Annotated in this window: 14 protein-coding genes; 8 read left to right on the forward strand and 6 right to left on the reverse strand. The window is 65.0% G+C overall.

Annotated elements, in window-relative coordinates; translation table 11 throughout:
* Nucleotides 1-5: 5 nt before the first annotated feature.
* Both EPD80_RS06885 and EPD80_RS06890 read right to left on the reverse strand, forming a co-directional pair.
* A complete protein-coding gene (locus EPD80_RS06885; protein WP_142810576.1) occupies nt 6-473 on the reverse strand; it encodes a peroxiredoxin in 468 nt (155 codons plus the stop codon).
* A gap of 17 nt (nt 474-490) precedes the next feature.
* On the reverse strand, nt 491-859 hold the full coding sequence (locus EPD80_RS06890) for an Mth938-like domain-containing protein (protein WP_142803442.1): 369 nt from the start codon (nt 857-859) through the stop codon (nt 491-493).
* Between the two features lie 196 nt (nt 860-1,055).
* On the opposite strand from EPD80_RS06890, the gene EPD80_RS06895 reads away from it, so the two are divergent.
* From EPD80_RS06895 to EPD80_RS06905, 3 genes are read left to right on the forward strand one after another with little or no spacing between them, the layout of a single operon-like run.
* Nucleotides 1,056-2,309 (forward strand): pyridoxal phosphate-dependent aminotransferase, encoded by a 1,254-nt coding sequence (locus EPD80_RS06895; protein ID WP_185955351.1) that lies wholly within the window; start codon nt 1,056-1,058, stop codon nt 2,307-2,309.
* Nucleotides 2,310-2,318: 9 nt separating this feature from the next.
* On the forward strand, nt 2,319-3,626 hold the full coding sequence (locus tag EPD80_RS06900) for a homoserine dehydrogenase (protein WP_142810734.1): 1,308 nt from the start codon (nt 2,319-2,321) through the stop codon (nt 3,624-3,626).
* Nucleotides 3,627-3,635: 9 nt separating this feature from the next.
* The gene (locus EPD80_RS06905) at nt 3,636-6,095 is read left to right on the forward strand and encodes a Lon protease family protein (protein ID WP_142810578.1); all 2,460 of its coding nucleotides are present in this window, start codon (nt 3,636-3,638) and stop codon (nt 6,093-6,095) included.
* A gap of 76 nt (nt 6,096-6,171) precedes the next feature.
* Here the strand turns inward: EPD80_RS06905 and EPD80_RS06910 are convergent, their stop codons facing one another.
* Nucleotides 6,172-6,471 carry a nucleotidyltransferase domain-containing protein gene (locus EPD80_RS06910; RefSeq protein WP_142810580.1) on the reverse strand — a complete coding sequence of 100 codons (300 nt, stop codon included), beginning with the start codon at nt 6,469-6,471 and terminating at the stop codon, nt 6,172-6,174.
* Nucleotides 6,472-6,534: 63 nt separating this feature from the next.
* Here EPD80_RS06910 and crcB point away from each other — a divergent pair, with 63 nt between their 5' ends.
* From crcB to greA, 4 genes are all read left to right on the forward strand, one after another.
* Nucleotides 6,535-6,939, forward strand: coding sequence for a fluoride efflux transporter CrcB (gene crcB, locus EPD80_RS06915; RefSeq protein WP_260677379.1), 405 nt, complete (start codon nt 6,535-6,537; stop codon nt 6,937-6,939).
* A gap of 150 nt (nt 6,940-7,089) precedes the next feature.
* On the forward strand, nt 7,090-8,241 hold the full coding sequence (gene carA / locus EPD80_RS06920; RefSeq protein ID WP_260677380.1) for a glutamine-hydrolyzing carbamoyl-phosphate synthase small subunit: 1,152 nt from the start codon (nt 7,090-7,092) through the stop codon (nt 8,239-8,241).
* Nucleotides 8,242-8,313: 72 nt separating this feature from the next.
* Nucleotides 8,314-11,547 (forward strand): carbamoyl-phosphate synthase large subunit, encoded by a 3,234-nt coding sequence (gene carB / locus EPD80_RS06925; protein ID WP_142810584.1) that lies wholly within the window; start codon nt 8,314-8,316, stop codon nt 11,545-11,547.
* A complete protein-coding gene (gene greA, locus EPD80_RS06930; protein WP_142810586.1) occupies nt 11,544-12,017 on the forward strand; it encodes a transcription elongation factor GreA in 474 nt (157 codons plus the stop codon). The genes carB and greA overlap by 4 nt, the downstream gene beginning before the upstream one ends.
* 65 nt (nt 12,018-12,082) lie before the next feature.
* Here the strand turns inward: greA and yhbY are convergent, their stop codons facing one another.
* On the reverse strand, nt 12,083-12,553 hold the full coding sequence (yhbY, locus tag EPD80_RS06935; RefSeq protein ID WP_221928899.1) for a ribosome assembly RNA-binding protein YhbY: 471 nt from the start codon (nt 12,551-12,553) through the stop codon (nt 12,083-12,085).
* A gap of 18 nt (nt 12,554-12,571) precedes the next feature.
* Between yhbY and EPD80_RS06940 the strand changes: the two genes are divergently transcribed.
* Nucleotides 12,572-13,195, forward strand: a complete 624-nt coding sequence (locus EPD80_RS06940) for an RlmE family RNA methyltransferase (RefSeq protein WP_142810590.1) — start codon at nt 12,572-12,574, stop codon at nt 13,193-13,195.
* A gap of 165 nt (nt 13,196-13,360) precedes the next feature.
* Here EPD80_RS06940 and aceA read toward each other — a convergent pair whose 3' ends face one another.
* Both aceA and EPD80_RS06950 read right to left on the reverse strand, forming a co-directional pair.
* The gene (gene aceA, locus EPD80_RS06945) at nt 13,361-14,656 is read right to left on the reverse strand and encodes an isocitrate lyase (RefSeq protein WP_185957735.1); all 1,296 of its coding nucleotides are present in this window, start codon (nt 14,654-14,656) and stop codon (nt 13,361-13,363) included.
* Between the two features lie 280 nt (nt 14,657-14,936).
* Nucleotides 14,937-16,769 carry a TonB-dependent receptor domain-containing protein gene (locus EPD80_RS06950; protein ID WP_185957736.1) on the reverse strand — a complete coding sequence of 611 codons (1,833 nt, stop codon included), beginning with the start codon at nt 16,767-16,769 and terminating at the stop codon, nt 14,937-14,939.
* Between the last annotated feature and the right edge of the window lie 66 nt (nt 16,770-16,835).

A 16,835-nucleotide genomic window follows, 5' to 3' on the forward strand; every position in this document is an offset into this window, starting at 1 on the left:
GGCGATCAGGCCAGGGTTTTTCGTAGGGCGGCGAGTACTTCCTGGGCGTGGCCGTCGACCTTGACGCCGCGCCATAGGTGGAGGATGCGCCCGTCGGGGCCGATGAGGAAGGTGGAGCGTTCGATGCCGCGCACGGGTTTGCCGTACATGGTCTTGTTTTTGATGACGTCGTAGGCGGTGCAGGCGAGCTCCTCGGTATCCGAGACGAGTTCGAAGGGGAGCTGGTATTTGGCCTTGAAGTTCTCGTGGGATTTGACGCTGTCGCGCGACACGCCCAGGATCACGGCACCGAGCGCGGCGAACTCGGGGTAGAGGTCGCGAAAGGCGATGGCTTCGTTGGTGCAGCCGGGGGTGTTGTCCTTGGGGTAGAAGTAGAGGACGACGGGGCGGCCGCGCAGGGCCGAGAGGGTGATTTCCTGGCCGCCGGTGGCGGGCAGCGTGAAGTCGGGCGCAAGGGTTCCGGGTTCGAGCATGATCGTCTCCTGCCGTATCAGGTGAGGATGAGGCCGGCGACGACGCGGCGGCCTTCGCTGGCGGTGACATTATAGGTGCGGCAGGTGGCCGAGAGTGTCATGAATTCGAAACCGATGCCCGCGGCGGCGAGGTGGCGCAGCAGTGGCACGGGCGGGCGGCGCAGCGTGGCGCCGGTGGAAATCAGCACGAGCTCGGGCTGGGAGGAGAAAAGGGCATCGATCGCCGTTTCGTCGAGCGCGTCGAACCCGCCGGCGAACCAGGGGGCGACGGCCTCGGGGGTGAGGATGATGTTGGTTTCGTGGCGCTGGCGGTCGATCTCGACCCAGCCGGGGCCGTGGGCGGTGACGAGCCGGATGTCTTGGGGGTGTTCGAGGCGCAATTCCATGCGTTTTTCCCGGGGAAGTTGCCGCAATGCGGTAATTTTTGGCTAAGATTACCGTTTCGCGCCCGACCGGGCAAGGCGGGCGCTTTCGTGCGAGGACGCAACCATGGGAATGCGCAGCGGGAACGTGGTGCCGGTACGGCAGGGGCAGACGGAGCAAGAGACGCCGGAGGCGGTGGTCGAGGCCACGCTACCTTCTCTGCGCCCCATCCTGAAATCGTCGAAGCTCGACGACGTCTGCTACGACATCCGGGGGCCGGTGCTGGCGCGTGCCAAGCAGATGGAGGAAGACGGTCACAAGATCATCAAGCTCAACATCGGCAACCTCGCGCCCTTCGGCTTCGAACCGCCCGAGGAGATCGTGGTGGACGTGATCCGCAACCTGCGCGAGGCGGGGGGCTATTCCGATTCGAAGGGGCTTTTCTCGGCGCGCAAGGCGGTGGTGCACTATACGCAGCAGAAAGGGATCGCCGGGGTCGACGTGGAGGACGTGATCCTGGGCAACGGCGTCTCCGAGCTCATCGTGATGAGTCTGCAGGCGCTGCTCGAACAGGGCGACGAGGTGTTGGTGCCGGCGCCGGATTATCCGTTGTGGACGGCGGCGGTGAGCCTCTCCGGCGGCAAGCCGCGGCATTACCTGTGCGACGAGGCGTCCGACTGGCTGCCGGATCTGGCCGACATCCGCAAGAAAGTCTCGCCACACACCAAGGCGATCGTGGTCATCAACCCCAACAACCCCACCGGCGCGCTCTATCCGCGCGAGATCCTGGAGGGCATCGTGCAGATCGCGCGCGAGCATCAGCTGATCGTGTTCGCCGACGAGATCTACGACAAGATGCTCTACGACGGCAACACGCACACTTCGATCGCCGCGCTCGCCGACGACGTGCTCTTCATCACGATGAATGGCCTTTCGAAGAACTACCGCGCGTGCGGCTATCGCGCCGGGTGGATGGTGATCTCGGGCGAGAAGCGGCACGCGGCCGACTACATCGAGGGGCTCAACATGCTCGCCTCGATGCGCCTGTGCTCGAACGTGCCGGGGCAGATGGCGATCCAGACGGCCCTGGGAGGGTATCAGAGCATCCAGGATCTGGTGGCGCCGCAGGGGCGGCTCACGCGCCAGCGCGATGCGGCGCATGCGCTCTTGAGCCGCATTCCGGGTGTATCGGTGATGAAGGCGAAGGCGACGCTCTACATGTTCCCGCGGCTGGATCCGAAGGTGTATCCGATCGCCGACGATCAGGAGTTTATCCTCCAGCTGCTGGAGGAGGAAAAAGTGCTGCTGGTGCAGGGCACGGGGTTCAACTGGCCGCAGCCGGATCATTTCCGCATGGTGTTCCTGCCGCACGTCGATGATCTGCACGAGTCGATCGGGCGCATCGAGCGGTTTTTGGAGCGCTACCGGCGACGGCATCAGGTGGTGATGGGTTCAGCGAAAAAGGATCGATGACAAATGACGATGAAGGCGATGCAGGTAGGGCTGTTGGGAATCGGGACCGTCGGTGGCGGAACGTGGCGCGTGTTGCAACGCAATGCCGAAGAGATCACGCGCCGTGCCGGTCGGCCGATCCGCATCACGCGGGTGGCCGATCGCGACGTGGAACGTGCCCGGGCGCTCACCGCCGGGGCGGCGGAGGTGACGGACGACGCCTTCGCCGTGGTGCGCGCGCCGGACATCGACATCGTGGTCGAACTCATCGGCGGCTATACCATCGCCAAGGACCTGGTGCTTGCCGCGATCGAGGCAGGCAAGCACGTGGTCACCGCCAACAAGGCGCTGCTCGCCGTGCACGGCAACGAGATCTTCGCCCGGGCTCAGGAGAAAGGCGTGATGGTGGCGTTCGAGGCGGCGGTGGCGGGCGGCATCCCCATCATCAAGGCGCTGCGCGAGGGGCTCACGGCCAACCGCATCGAATGGGTGGCCGGCATCATCAACGGCACGACCAATTACATCCTCACGCAGATGCGTGAGCGCGGCGTGACGTTTGCCCAGGCGCTCACCGAGGCGCAGCAGCTCGGCTATGCCGAGGCCGATCCCACGTTCGACGTGGAAGGGATCGACGCGGCGCACAAGGTCACGCTCATGGCCTCGATCGCCTTCGGCGTGCCGATCCAGTTCGAGCGCGCCTACATGGAGGGGATCACCCGGATCGAGCCGCGCGACGTGGCCTATGCCGAGGAACTCGGTTATCGCCTGAAACTGCTGGGGATCGCCAAGCGCCGCGACGGCGGGTTCGAGCTGAGGGTGCATCCCACGCTGGTGCCGGCCGATCATCTGCTCGCCAACGTCCATGGCGCCATGAACGCGGTTCTGGTCAAGGGCGACGCGGTGGGGCAGACGATGTTCTACGGCAAAGGGGCGGGGGCGGAGCCCACGGCGAGCGCGGTGATCGCCGACCTGGTCGACGTCACGCGCCTGCACACGGTCGATTCGGGGAATCGGGTTCCTCACCTGGCTTTTCAGCCGGACCAGGTGCACGAAGTGGCGGCGCTGCCGATCGCGGAATGCCGTACCGCCTCTTATCTGCGGCTCGCGGTGACCGATCGCCCGGGTGTGCTCGCCGAGATCACGCGCGTGCTCGCCGCCGAGGATATCTCCATCGCGGCCATGATCCAGAAAGCGCCGGAGGGTGGCCGGGCGGAGATCGTGATGACCACGCACGAGGCGAGCGAAGCGGCGATGAACCGGGCGATCGCGGCGATCGAGGCGCTGTCGGCGGTGCAGGGAGCCGTTACGCGGCTGCGCATCGAACCGCTCGCGGACTGACGGCGCGCGATGGACGAATTCGCAGGGGAAATGCGGCGGGCGCATCATCGCTTGCCGGCGCAGTCTTTACGCCGGGTAACGGATCCGGCCGCGATCGCGGCGGTGCTGGCCGAGCCGGGCGAAGTGGTGCCCGTGGGACTGGGGCAGGAGCGGGCCGAGGAGGCGCTGCGCTTTGCTCTGGCGATGAATCACGTGGGCGGCTATCACGTGTTTCTCTTCGGCCTGCCGGGCACGGGGCGGCACGCGATCGCCTTGCACCACATCGGGGAGGCGGCTCGCCGCTTGCCGGCGCCGGAAGATCTCGCCTATCGTTACGATTTCTCCGATCCGCAACGGCCGCGCCTGCTGAAACTTCCCGCGGGCACGGCGCGTAGGCTCGCCGACGACTTGCAGAATTTCACGCGCCAGCTCGAGCCGGCGGTAAATGCGGCCTTCGAGGCGAAAGCCCATCAGGAGCGGATCGATGCGCTGGAATCGGCGCACAAGGAGCGCGAGAGCCGGGCGATCGAAGCGATCGTGCAGGCGTGCGCCGAGGATCGGCTCAAGCTGCTGCAAACCGGCGATGGCTGGGCATTCGTCCCGGTGGACGAGGCGGGCGAGCCGCTCGCGCCCGAGCACTACGAGGCTCTCTCGGCCAAGGAGAAGGCGCGCATCGAGCAGGCGGTGGAGCGCTGGCGCCAGCGTTTGCTCGAGGTGCTCGACGAATTCCCCGCCTGGCGCGAGGCGCTCTATGCATCGATCCGGCGGGCGGAACGTGAAGCACTCGAGCCGGTGGTACGACACTTGCTCACCCCGTTGCGGGAGAAGTACGCCGGTTTGTCCGCGGTGATCGGCCTGCTCGACGAAATCGAGCGCGACATCCTCGATGGTGAGCGCGAGTGGCTGGAGGACGACGAAGAGGGCGGGCGCAATGCCGCATTCTCTCCACTTATCCGTTACCAGATCCACGTGCTGGTGGCGCACGAGGCCGGTGAGGGCGCCCCGGTGGTGTTCGAAGACAACCCGAGCTACGCCAACCTCGTGGGTTGGGTCGAGACGCTGCAGCAGCTCGGTGAGCGCATCACGCATTTCCAGCTGATCCGTGCCGGGGCGCTCGTGCGCGCGCGGGGCGGTTTTCTTCTGCTCGATGCCGAGCGGCTGCTGGCCCAGCCGGCGGCGTGGGACGCCTTGAAGCGCGCTCTGCAGCGGCGCGAGGTGCGCATCGAACCGCCTCCGGAGGCGGCCGGTTGGGGCAGCGTACGCATGCTGGAGCCCGAGCCGATCGATTGTCCGCTCAAAGTGGTGCTCATCGGCTCGGCCGACACTTTTCATATCTTGTTCGATCTGGACGACGATTTCCAGGATCTCTTCAAGATTCCGGCCGAAGCGGCCGACGACGTGCCGCGCACGCCCGAAACCGAGGCGGATCTGGCGCGATTGTTGGTGCATCTGGCGCGCGAGAATGCCTTGCGCCCGCCGTCGGCCGCAGCGCTCGCGGCAGTGCTCGATCAGGCCGCCCGCGAGGCAGAGCATGCCCATCGACTCACCTTGCGCACGCGGACTCTGGTGGATCTGCTGCGGGAGGCGGACGCCCTGTCGCACGCCGACGCAGCGCAGGAGATCGGGGTGGAAGCCGTGCGCGCGGCGGTGGCGGCGCGTGAGCGGCGCCTTGCCCGTCACGCCGAGGAGACGATCGAGGCGATGCTCGAGGGGGAGCTCCTCATTTCCACCGAGGGCGCGCGGGCCGGGCAGATCAATGGCCTGGTGGTGGTCGACGTCGCGCATCAAAGCTACGGCTATCCGGTGCGCATCACCGCCACCGTGCGCCTGGGTGGCGAGGGCGAGGTCGTCGACATCGAACGCGAGACCGAGCTCGGCGGCGCCATTCATTCCAAGGGGGTGATGATCCTCGCCTCGTTCCTTGCCGGGCGTTTTGGCCGCCATCAGCCGCTGTCGCTGTCGGCGAGCCTGGTGATGGAGCAATCCTATGCGTTCGTCGAGGGCGATTCGGCCTCGCTCGCCGAGCTGTGTGCACTGCTGTCGGCCATCTCCGGGCTGCCGCTCGCGCAGGGAATGGCGGTGACCGGTTCGGTCAATCAGTTCGGCGAAGTACAGGTGATCGGCGGGGTGAACGAGAAGATCGAGGGGTTCTTCACCCTGTGTGCGCGCCGGGGGCTGACCGGCGAGCAAGGGGTGATCATCCCGCGGGGCAACGTGCGCCACCTGATGCTGCGCGAGGAAGTGGTCGAAGCCGTACGGGCAGGGAAATTCGCAATCTGGGCGGTAGATACGGTAGACGAGGCGATAGCCTTGCTCACCGGTATGCCCGCCGGTGCGCCCGATGGGCGTATTCCCACCGGCCGGCCACGCACGGTCAACGAGGCCGTGGCGGCGCAGCTGCGCCGCATGGTCGAAATCCACTCCGCCGCCGGTGAGGGCGCGCCGCTGCGCCGGCGTTGGCGGCGGCGGGAGAAGGAGGGCGGGGATTAGGAAGTGGCCGAGCGCAAACGCTCGACCACGGCGGCGAGTTCAGCCACGAAGTCGTGGGCGGCGCGACGATCGGCGATCACAGGGCGATTCCTTCGCGGCGGGCGACGTGATGGATCGGGAGTTCTTTCAGGTTCGGCGCGGCGAGCACGACGTCTACCTTGCGGCCGTCGAGCAGGCGGCTTATCCGACCTGCGATGCGGGCGGCGAGTAGGGCCGGTTCGGCAACCGGTTCCACGACTTCGACGAGCAGGTCGACATCGCCGCCGCGGGCTGAGTCATCGAGCCGGGAGCCGAAGAGCCGCACGGTGGCCTGAGCTCCGGCGAGTTCGGTCACGAGGGAGCGGATGCGTTCGATTTGGGCAGGGGTGAGTCTCATGCAGGGGATGATAACAGGGGCTCTCGGCGAGCGGCAAGATCAAGCCTGTGGCATCAGGAGAACATGATGAACGGTGGGGGTGTGCTGGCGCAAGCGGCGGCGATCGCCCTGGGTGCGGCCTTGGGGGCTTTGCTGCGCTGGCAGCTGGGCGTGCGGCTCAATGCCTGGTTTCCCGAACTGCCGCCGGGGACGCTCGCGGCGAACCTGATCGGCGGGTTCGTGATCGGGGCGGCGATCGCGGTGTTCTCGACCTGGCCGGAAATTCCTTTGGGATGGCGTCTTTTCGTCACCACGGGGTTGTGTGGCGGCCTGACCACCTTCTCTACGTTCAGCGCCGAAGTCTTCGCCTTGATGCAACACGGACGATTCGCGCTTGCACTCGTCGCCATGGTGTTGCACCTGGGCGGATCGCTCCTGGCAACGGCAGGGGGGTTTGCCGCCGTGAAGTTGCTGCGCGCGGTAACGTAAAAAATCTAAAGTATGCAGCCGCGGCGCGATTGCCGCCGGCAGGTTTTCGCGGTAAAATGTAAATATAAAGAACGGGATGGCGAAGCGTGCCCATCCCGTTTTTTTCGGCAGGCCGCTCAGGCGCCGCTGAATCCACTGCAAGGAGCCGTCGTGTCTTTCAATCCCGCGATCCTCGTCCTCGCCGACGGAACGGTGTTCCACGGCGAGGGTATCGGTGCGACCGGTCACACCGTCGGCGAGGTGGTGTTCAACACCTCGATGACGGGCTATCAGGAAATCCTCACCGATCCGAGTTATTCCCGGCAGATCGTCACGCTCACCTATCCCCACATCGGCAATGTCGGTGTCAACGACGAGGACGTCGAGTCCGAGCGTGTGATGGCGGCCGGACTGGTGGTGCGTGACGTGCCGCTCTTGGCGAGCAACTTCCGCATGCGCTGCGCTTTGCCCGAGTATCTGCGCGCACAAGGGGTGGTGGCGATCGCCGGCATCGACACGCGCAAGCTCACGCGCATCCTGCGCGATCGCGGTGCGCAGGCGGGCGTCCTCGTCACGGCCCCGGCGGGCAAGACGCCCGACGTGGCCGAGGCGCTCGCTCTGGCGCGCGCATTTCCCGGGCTTGCCGGCATGGATCTGGCCAAAGAAGTGAGCCGGCGCGACGTCGCCGCCTGGCACGAGGGCGAATGGGCGCTGGGGCGGGGCTACGTACCGGCAGGCGAGGGGCCACGGCACGTGGTGGTCTATGATTATGGCGTGAAGCACAACATCCTTCGCATGATCGCCGCGCGCGGCTGCCGCGTCACGGTGGTGCCGGCGCAGACACCCTTCGAGCAGACGCTCGCGCTCGCGCCCGACGGCATCCTGCTTGCCAACGGGCCGGGCGATCCGGCGGCCTGCGACTATGCGATCGCCACGGCGCGTGAGGCGATCGCGCGACGCATCCCCACCTTCGGCATCTGCCTGGGGCATCAGATCCTGGGGCTTGCCTCGGGGGCGAAGACGGTGAAGATGAAGTTCGGCCATCATGGGGCAAACCATCCGGTCAAGGATCTCGACACCGGGCGCGTGTATATCACCAGCCAGAATCACGGCTTTGCCGTGGATGCCGACACGCTGCCAGCCAATTGCCGCGTCACGCACGTGTCGCTCTTCGACGGCAGCCTGCAGGGGATCGAGCGCACCGACGCGCCGGCCTTCGGTTTCCAGGGGCACCCCGAAGCGAGCCCGGGGCCGCACGACGTCGGCTATCTGTTCGACCGTTTCGTCGCGCTGATCGACGCGCACCGCAACCAACGTCCATGAGCTTTCCGCCGCCGGTGCCGTCCGTCACGAGCGGGCGGGGCCGGCGGCCACCCACCGACGACAGGGAACGACATGCCCAAGCGTACCGACATCCACAGCATCCTCATCATTGGCGCCGGCCCGATCATCATCGGTCAGGCGTGCGAATTCGACTATTCCGGCGTGCAGGCATGCAAGGCGCTGCGCGAGGAAGGCTACCGCGTGATCCTGGTCAATTCCAACCCGGCCACGATCATGACCGACCCGGAGACGGCCGACGTCACCTACATCGAGCCGATCACCGCCGCCGTGCTCGAGCGTATCATCGACAAGGAGCGGCCCGATGCGCTGCTGCCCACCATGGGCGGGCAGACGGCGCTCAACTGTGCCCTCGAGCTCGCTCGTAGCGGAGTGCTCGAGCGCTACGGCGTGGAGCTCATCGGCGCGCGCGAGGAGGCGATCGACAAGGCCGAGGATCGGCAGAAATTCAAGGAGGCGATGACGCGCATCGGGCTCGATTCGGCGCGTTCGGGCATCGCCCACACGCTCGAAGAGGCGATGGCCGTGCAGGCGCAGATCGGGTTCCCGGTCATCATCCGGCCTTCCTTCACGCTTGGGGGAACGGGTGGGGGCATCGCCTACAACATGGAAGAGTTCGTCGAGATCTGCAAGCGGGGCTTGGACGCGAGCCCCATCAGCGAGCTCCTCATCGAAGAGTCGCTCATCGGCTGGAAAGAATTCGAGATGGAGGTCGTGCGCGATCGCGCCGACAATTGCATCATCGTCTGTTCCATCGAGAACCTCGATCCGATGGGCGTGCACACGGGCGATTCGATCACCGTGGCGCCGGCGCAGACGCTCACCGACAAGGAGTACCAGCGCATGCGCGATGCCTCCATCGCCGTGCTGCGCGAGATCGGGGTCGATACGGGGGGTTCCAACGTCCAGTTCGCCATCAATCCCGAAGACGGTCGCATGATCGTGATCGAGATGAACCCGCGCGTGTCGCGCTCCTCGGCGCTCGCCTCCAAGGCCACGGGCTTTCCCATCGCCAAGGTGGCAGCCAAGCTCGCCGTGGGGTACACGCTCGACGAGCTCAAGAACGAGATCACCGGCGGGGCGACGCCGGCTTCCTTCGAGCCGACGATCGACTACGTGGTCACCAAGGTGCCGCGGTTCGCTTTCGAGAAATTCCCCCAAGCCGACGATCGCCTCACCACGCAGATGAAATCCGTGGGCGAGGTGATGGCGATCGGCCGCACCTTCCAGGAATCCTTCCAGAAAGCCTTGCGCGGGCTGGAAGTGGGCGCCTATGGGCTCGACGAGGTCGACACCGACCGCGCCCGGCTCGAGCACGAACTGGCCAACCCTGGCCCCCAGCGCATTTGGTACGTGGCTCAGGCGTTCCGCGAAGGCTACACCCAGGCCGACGTGCATCGCCTGTCGCACATCGATCCGTGGTTCCTTGCCCAGATCGAGGATCTCGTGCGCACGGAACAGTCGCTCGTGGGGCGCTCGCTCGAGGCGATCGACGCCGCCCAGATGCGCGCGCTCAAGCGCAAGGGGTTCTCCGACCGGCGGCTCGCCAAGCTGCTGCAACGCGACGAGACCGCCGTGCGCCTGCACCGGCATGCCTTGGGTGTGCGTCCGGTCTATAAGCGGGTCGATACCTGTGCGGCCGAGTTCGCCACCCAGACGGCCTACCTCTATTCCACCTACGAGGAAGAATGCGAGGCGGCGCCCACCACCCGGCGCAAGATCATGATCCTCGGCGGGGGACCCAACCGCATCGGTCAAGGGATCGAGTTCGACTACTGCTGCGTGCATGCGGCGCTCGCCTTGCGCGAGGACGGCTTCGAGACCATCATGGTCAACTGCAACCCCGAGACCGTCTCCACCGACTATGACACCTCCGACCGGCTCTATTTCGAGCCGATCACGCTGGAAGACATCCTCGAGATCGTCCATGTCGAGCGCCCCGAAGGGGTGATCGTGCAGTTCGGCGGACAGACGCCGCTCAAACGCGCCAGGGCGCTGGAAGCGAACGGCGTGCCCATCATCGGCACCTCGCCCGACGCGATCGACGCCGCCGAAGACCGCGAACGCTTCCAGCAGCTGCTCGTGCAACTGGGCCTGCGCCAGCCGCCCAACCGCACGGCGCGCACGCCCGAGGAGGCGCTGCGGCTCGCCGCCGAGATCGGCTATCCGCTGGTGGTGCGCCCCAGTTACGTGCTCGGCGGACGCGCCATGGAGATCGTGCACGAGCAGAAGGACCTCGAGCGCTACATGCGCGAGGCGGTGAAAGTGTCGAACGACTCGCCCGTGCTGCTCGACCGGTTCTTGAACGACGCCACCGAGGTCGACGTCGATGCGCTCGCCGACGGCAAGGACGTGGTGATCGGCGGCATCATGGAGCACATCGAGATGGCCGGCGTGCATTCGGGCGATTCGGCCTGTTCGCTGCCGCCCTACACGCTTGCTCCTGCCGTGCTCGACGAGATGCGTCGCCAGACGGTGGCCATGGCTCGGGCGCTCGGCGTGGTGGGCCTGATGAACGTGCAGTTCGCCATCCAGGGCTCGGGTGAAGAGGCCGTCGTCTATGTGCTGGAGGTCAATCCGCGCGCCTCGCGCACGGTGCCTTTCGTCTCCAAGGCCTGCGGCGTGCCGCTCGCCAAGGTGGCGGCGCGCTGCATGGTGGGGCGCCCGCTCGCCGAGCAGGGCGTCACGCGCGAGATCGTGCCGTCTTACTATTCGGTGAAAGAGGTGGTTTTCCCCTTCGTGAAATTCCCCGGCGTCGATCCCATCCTGGGGCCCGAGATGAAATCGACCGGCGAAGTCATGGGCATCGGTCAGACCTTCGCCGAAGCCTTTTACAAGGCGCAATTGGCCGCGGGGGTGCGCTTGCCCACCAAGGGACGCGCGTTCATCAGCGTCAAGCCCAAGGATCGGCCCGCAGCGGTGGAGATCGCCCGTAAGCTGCACGCGCTCGGTTTCGATCTGGTAGCCACGCGCGGTACGGCCGGCGTGATCGCCCAGGCCGGTATTCCCGTGCGCGTGGTGAACAAAGTCACCGAAGGGCGGCCGCACATCGTCGACATGATCAAAAACGGCGAGATCGATTTCGTTATCAACACCGTCGAGGAGAAACGCCAGGCCGTGCTCGATTCGCGCTCGATTCGTACCAGTGCCCTCGCAGCCAAGATCACGGCCTTCTTCACGACGATCGAGGGAGCCGAGGCCGCTTGTTTGGGAATCGAACAGGCTGGTCGCTATGACGTGTATTCCTTGCAATCCCTGCACGCCCAGTTGCGGGAGGAGGCGAGATGAAATATCCCATGACGGTTGAAGGCGCGGAAAAGCTGCGCCAGGAATTGCATCGTCTCAAGACCGTGGAGCGGCAGGCGGTGATCGCAGCGATCGCCGAAGCGCGCGCCCACGGCGATCTTTCCGAGAACGCCGAATACGACGCCGCGCGCGAGCGTCAGGCCTTCATCGAAGGGCGTATCCAGGAGCTGGAGGCCAAACTGGCGAATGCGCAGATCATCGACCCGAAAACCCTGGATGCCGACGGGCGGGTCGTGTTCGGTGCCACCGTCGAGCTCGAGGATATGGAAAGCGGTGAGAAAGCGTGCTATCAGATCGTGGGCGACGAGGAAGCCGACGTGAAGGCGGGGAAAATCTCGGTGAGCTCACCGATCGCCCGCGCCCTCATCGGCAAGTACGTGGGCGACGTGGTGCAGGTACAAACTCCCGGAGGGCTGCGCGAGTTCGAGATCCTGGGCGTGCGCTACGTTTGAGCGGCGGGGGATGAATCGTCGCCAGCGAGCCGATCGCGAGGTGGCCGTGCGCACGGCAGCTTCTTTCATGGACTTCGCGGCTTGCGGCCCTGCTTTTTGGCGGGGCGTCGAGCTGCCTTGGCGGTTGCGCGTTGCTCGATGAGCGCACGTAGCCGGGCCGCCCGAGCAAATGCCTTGGCCGACTTGGCGTGTGCCCCTGGCGCAGAGGATTTTTCCGCCACTTCCTGGGGTGGAGTCTCGGGTCGGGGGCGCCATAGCACCAACAGGTTACCGATGTGCTGCACGGGCGCACAGTCGAGCCGCTCGCAGATTTCGGTCATGAGTGCTTCGCGCGCCTCGCGCTCGGAGCCGGCCACCCGCACCTTGATGAGCTCGTGCGCCGTCAGCGCCCGGTCGATCTCCGCGAGTACCGCCTCGGTGAGCCCCTTGCTTGCAATGATGACGACGGGGTTGAGATGATGGGCTTGGGCGCGGAGGGCCCGGCGGGTATGGCTGTCGATCTGGCGCATGGGATGGTAGTGTTTGCTGTAAAACAAGATTTTAGCGCAAGGATCATGGGAAAGAACAAAAGCCATCGGGATTGGATCCATCGCCATTTGACCGATCCTTACGTCCAGGAGGCCACCCGCGCCGGCTACCGCTCGCGCGCGGCCTTCAAGTTGATCGAGATCGACGATCGGGACCGGCTGCTGCGGCGCGGTCAGTGCGTGCTGGATCTGGGTTCGGCGCCGGGGGCTTGGTCGCAAGTGGCGCGCGAACGGGTGGGTGAGACGGGACAGGTCTTTGCCCTCGATCTTTTGCCGATGGCACCTATTCCTGGCGTGGAATTCGTGCAGGGAGATTTCACCGAGGAGGCGACGGAACGGGCGCTGGAGGCGCTCTTGGCCGACACCAAGCTCGACGTGGTCTTGAGCGACATGGCCCCCAACCTTTCGGGCATCGCCTCGGTCGATCAGGCGCGTGCGATGCACCTGGCCGAGTTGGCGCTCGATTTCGCCGTGCGCCACCTGCGTCCCGAAGGGGTTTTTCTCATCAAGGTGTTCCAAGGGGAAGGATTCGAGGAGTTCCGCCGGGCGATGGGTGCGGCGTTTGGCAGCGTGGCGGTGCGCAAACCCAAAGCTTCGCGCGACCGCAGTGCGGAGGTGTATCTGCTCGGGCGGGGATTGCGCCGCACTTGAGTGTGATCCCCCGGATAGGCGAGCATCCGGGCACCGCGCAACGCCGCCATGCAGCCGCGCAGCAGGTTATTCGAGGTGTCCAAAGAAAAAAGGCCGGTTACCCGGCCTCAAGATTGTCTGCGCGCGGCCGTCTGATGCGGCCGCGGACTCCTCCCTCTCTCGTGATCAGTGGAACTGCTCTTCCTCTGTCGAACCGGTAAGGGCCGTGACGCTCGATTGGCCGCCTTGGATCACCGTGGTCACGTCGTCGAAATAGCCCGTGCCGACTTCGGCTTGGTGCGCCACGAAGGTGTAGCCCCGTTCGCGGGCGGCGAATTCGGGCTCCTGCACCTTCTCGACGTAGGCCGACATGCCCCGGCGCACGTAGTCATGAGCCAGGTCGAACATGTTGTACCACATGGAGTGGATACCGGCGAGCGTGATGAACTGGTACTTGTAGCCCATGGCGCCGAGCTCGCGCTGGAACTTGGCGATGGTGGCGTCGTCGAGGTTCTTCTTCCAGTTGAAGGACGGCGAGCAGTTGTAGGCGAGCAGCTTGCCTGGGAACTTGGCGTGCACCGCCTCGGCGAATTTGCGCGCGAATTCGAGATCCGGCGTACCGGTTTCGCACCAGACGAGGTCGGCATAGGGCGCATAGGCGATCGCCCGGGCGATGGCCTGTTCGAGCCCTTTGCGGGTGCGATAAAATCCTTCGGCGGTGCGCTCGCCGGTGAGGAACGGCTTGTCGTACTCGTCGTGATCGGACGTGAGCAGATCGGCCGCCTCGGCGTCGGTGCGGGCGATCACCAAGGTGGGCACGCCGCAGACGTCGGCGGCGAGTCGCGCGGCGACCAGTTTCTGGATCGCTTCGGAAGTCGGTACCAGCACCTTGCCGCCCATGTGGCCGCACTTCTTCACCGAGGCGAGCTGGTCTTCGAAGTGCACGCCCGAGGCGCCGGCGCGGATCATGGCCTTCATGAGTTCGAAGGCATTGAGTACGCCCCCGAAACCGGCTTCGGCATCGGCGACGATGGGCGCGAAATAGTCGATCCAGCCCGGATCGCCGGGGTTGAGCCCCTTGCTCCACTGGATCTCGTCGGCGCGCTTGAAGGCATTGTTGATGCGCTCGACCACCACCGGAACGGAGTTGACCGGATAGAGGGATTGGTCGGGGAACATGGCGCGGTATTCGTTGTTGTCCGCGGCCACTTGCCAGCCGGAGAGGTAGATGGCCTTGACGCCGGCTTTCACTTGCTGCATCGCCTGACCGCCGGTGAGCGCGCCGAGGCAGTTGATGTAAGGCTCTTCGTGCAGCAGCTTCCACAGCTTTTCGGCGCCGCGACGGGCGAGGGTGTATTCCGGATTGACCGAGCCGCGCAGCCGCACCACGTCTTCGGCACTATAGGGACGGGTGACGGCTTTCCAGCGGGGGTTTTCGGCCCAGTCTTTTTTCAGGGCGGCGATCTGTTGTTGACGATCCATGACGGTTCCTTCCTTGAGAGAGGAGAAAAAGCCCATGAGCAAAGCTCATGGACTGCATGGTACGTCAGCTTGGGCGCGACGTCAACAGTCTTATATAAGACATAAGATAAAGCGAGTGGCTTGCTGCACTGTGATAAACTCGTGCTGCCTCCCGGTCCTCTGGGCGAAATGGACCGTCCTGCCAACGCCTCCGTCAGCGTCATCCTGGTAAAAGTCGAGATCTGATTCCAAAAAGCGGCCCAATCGCTCCCTTCAGCGCCAAGGAGATTTGAGCGCTACACTAACGCGGCGTGTAGCGTAACCCCACGAAGGCGCTCAAACCGGGGGTGTTGTAACCGCGCACGCTTTCGTAATTCTTGTCGAAGAGGTTGTCGATGCGCGCCTCCAGCTTCAAGTCCGGCGCGAAACGATGGCTCGCCACGAGGTTGAACAAGCTGTAGGCGCCGAGCTCACCTCCTCCTGCGTAAGGGGATTCGGGCCGACGCCCCATCCCTTGCCATTCCACCCCGAAATCAAAGGCCCCCTCCGTACGCCACAATGCCGCCGTGGCACTGTGGCGAGCACGCCGCGTCAAGCGGGTATCGTTGACTTCGTCCACGGCCAGCAACCAGTCGTAGCTCGTGCGCCACTGCCAGCCCGCCGTCGCCCCTTCATAGGCGAGCGTGGCACCTTCGAAGCGCGCTTTGCCAACGTTGACGTAGCGCCCGCTCCACGAGCCCGTGGCTACCCAGTCGATCAGATTCCTCACCTCATTACGAAAATACGTGAGGCTGGCAGAATGTCCTCCTCGTTCCCACGCGAGCGCGACTTCGCGGTTACGAGCCTTTTCCGGCTGCAAGCTGGCATTGCCCGAATAGACGTCGAAGAGTTCATAGAGCGATGGCGCTTTGAAGGCCGTCCCTAGGCTCGCGTGCGCACGCCATTCATGGGTGATTTGATAGCCGTATGCCACGGCATAGGAGTTCTCGCCCCCAAAAGTCGAATGCTCGTCGCGCCGCCCGCTCAGATGCCAGCGGTGCGGACCGTGGTTGCCGTTCCACCCGGCCACGGCCGAGTTGATGGCGATCGATTCATCACTGGGCATCCCGCCCAAGAGGGGCGATTTTTGCTCGAAGCGCTCGATCGCGAGCATTGTCCGCCCCAAAGGCAGGCGAACATCGTTCTGCCAGACGTATTGATCGTTCTCGGTTCGCATCCGGCTGGACCAAGAGGAAACGTATTTACGCCAATCCAGGGAGTGGCCGATGCGTAGCGTACTCGTCCAACGTTCAGTAAATGAGTTTCGAGTATAAACTTGCCACTGTTGCGTGCGAAAATCTTCGTACGCATCGATTTCACTGGTGGGCGGGTTCTCGTCATAATGTACCCGCCCGTCGTTTTGTCGCAGCACGAAGCCCATCTCGTGGCCGGCGAGCGGCGTGAGCACGAGCGAGGTGGTGCCGCCGCGGTTGCGGTAGGCGTCGTCGTCGGCGTCGCGCCCGGAAGCGTTTTTCATGGCGGAGAAGCCACCGCTATAGCTTTGCTGGAAATCCGCCCGCCAGCGGACGAGTTCGTTGCCCGCGGACAGACCGACACTGCCCTGCGCCGTGTCGTACGAACCGTAACCGGCAAACGCCTCGGCCGACAGGCCGGGGGCACCGCGCCGGGTGAAGATCTGGATCACGCCGCCGATGGCATCCGCTCCATACATCGTCGCGGCGGGCCCGCGCAGGATCTCGATGCGTTCGACGTCGGCCAGCGAGAGGAAACGCAACGCAGAACCGTTGGAATCGGTCGAATTGATCGGGATGCCATCGACCAGAACCTTGGTCTGATTGGGACGAGCCCCACGGACGTATACACTGGCAGCATTGCCAGGTCCCCCGTTGCGTGTCATCTGGATGCCGGGTTGACGGGCGAGCAGATCGATGATGGTCTCGCTCCCTGCGCGCTCGATCTCGTCGCGCTCGATCACGGTCACGTCGGCAAGGATCTCGGAGACCCGCGTCTGCTGACGCGTGGCCGTGACCACGACCGGCTCCAGTGCTTCCTGGGCCCCGACTCCGAAAGAAAAAGACGACAACAGCAGGCTAGGCGGCAACACGGCCACCAAAGATTTGATGAAGCGATTCACATGATTCCCCTCGGCCGGCCACCCCGCCAGCCCGAATGGAAAGCCCACCGCAGGCGAGCACCTCGC

It is taken from the genome of Tepidiphilus olei, assembly GCF_006980705.1.
Classification (GTDB): Bacteria; Pseudomonadota; Gammaproteobacteria; order Burkholderiales; family Rhodocyclaceae; genus Tepidiphilus; species Tepidiphilus olei.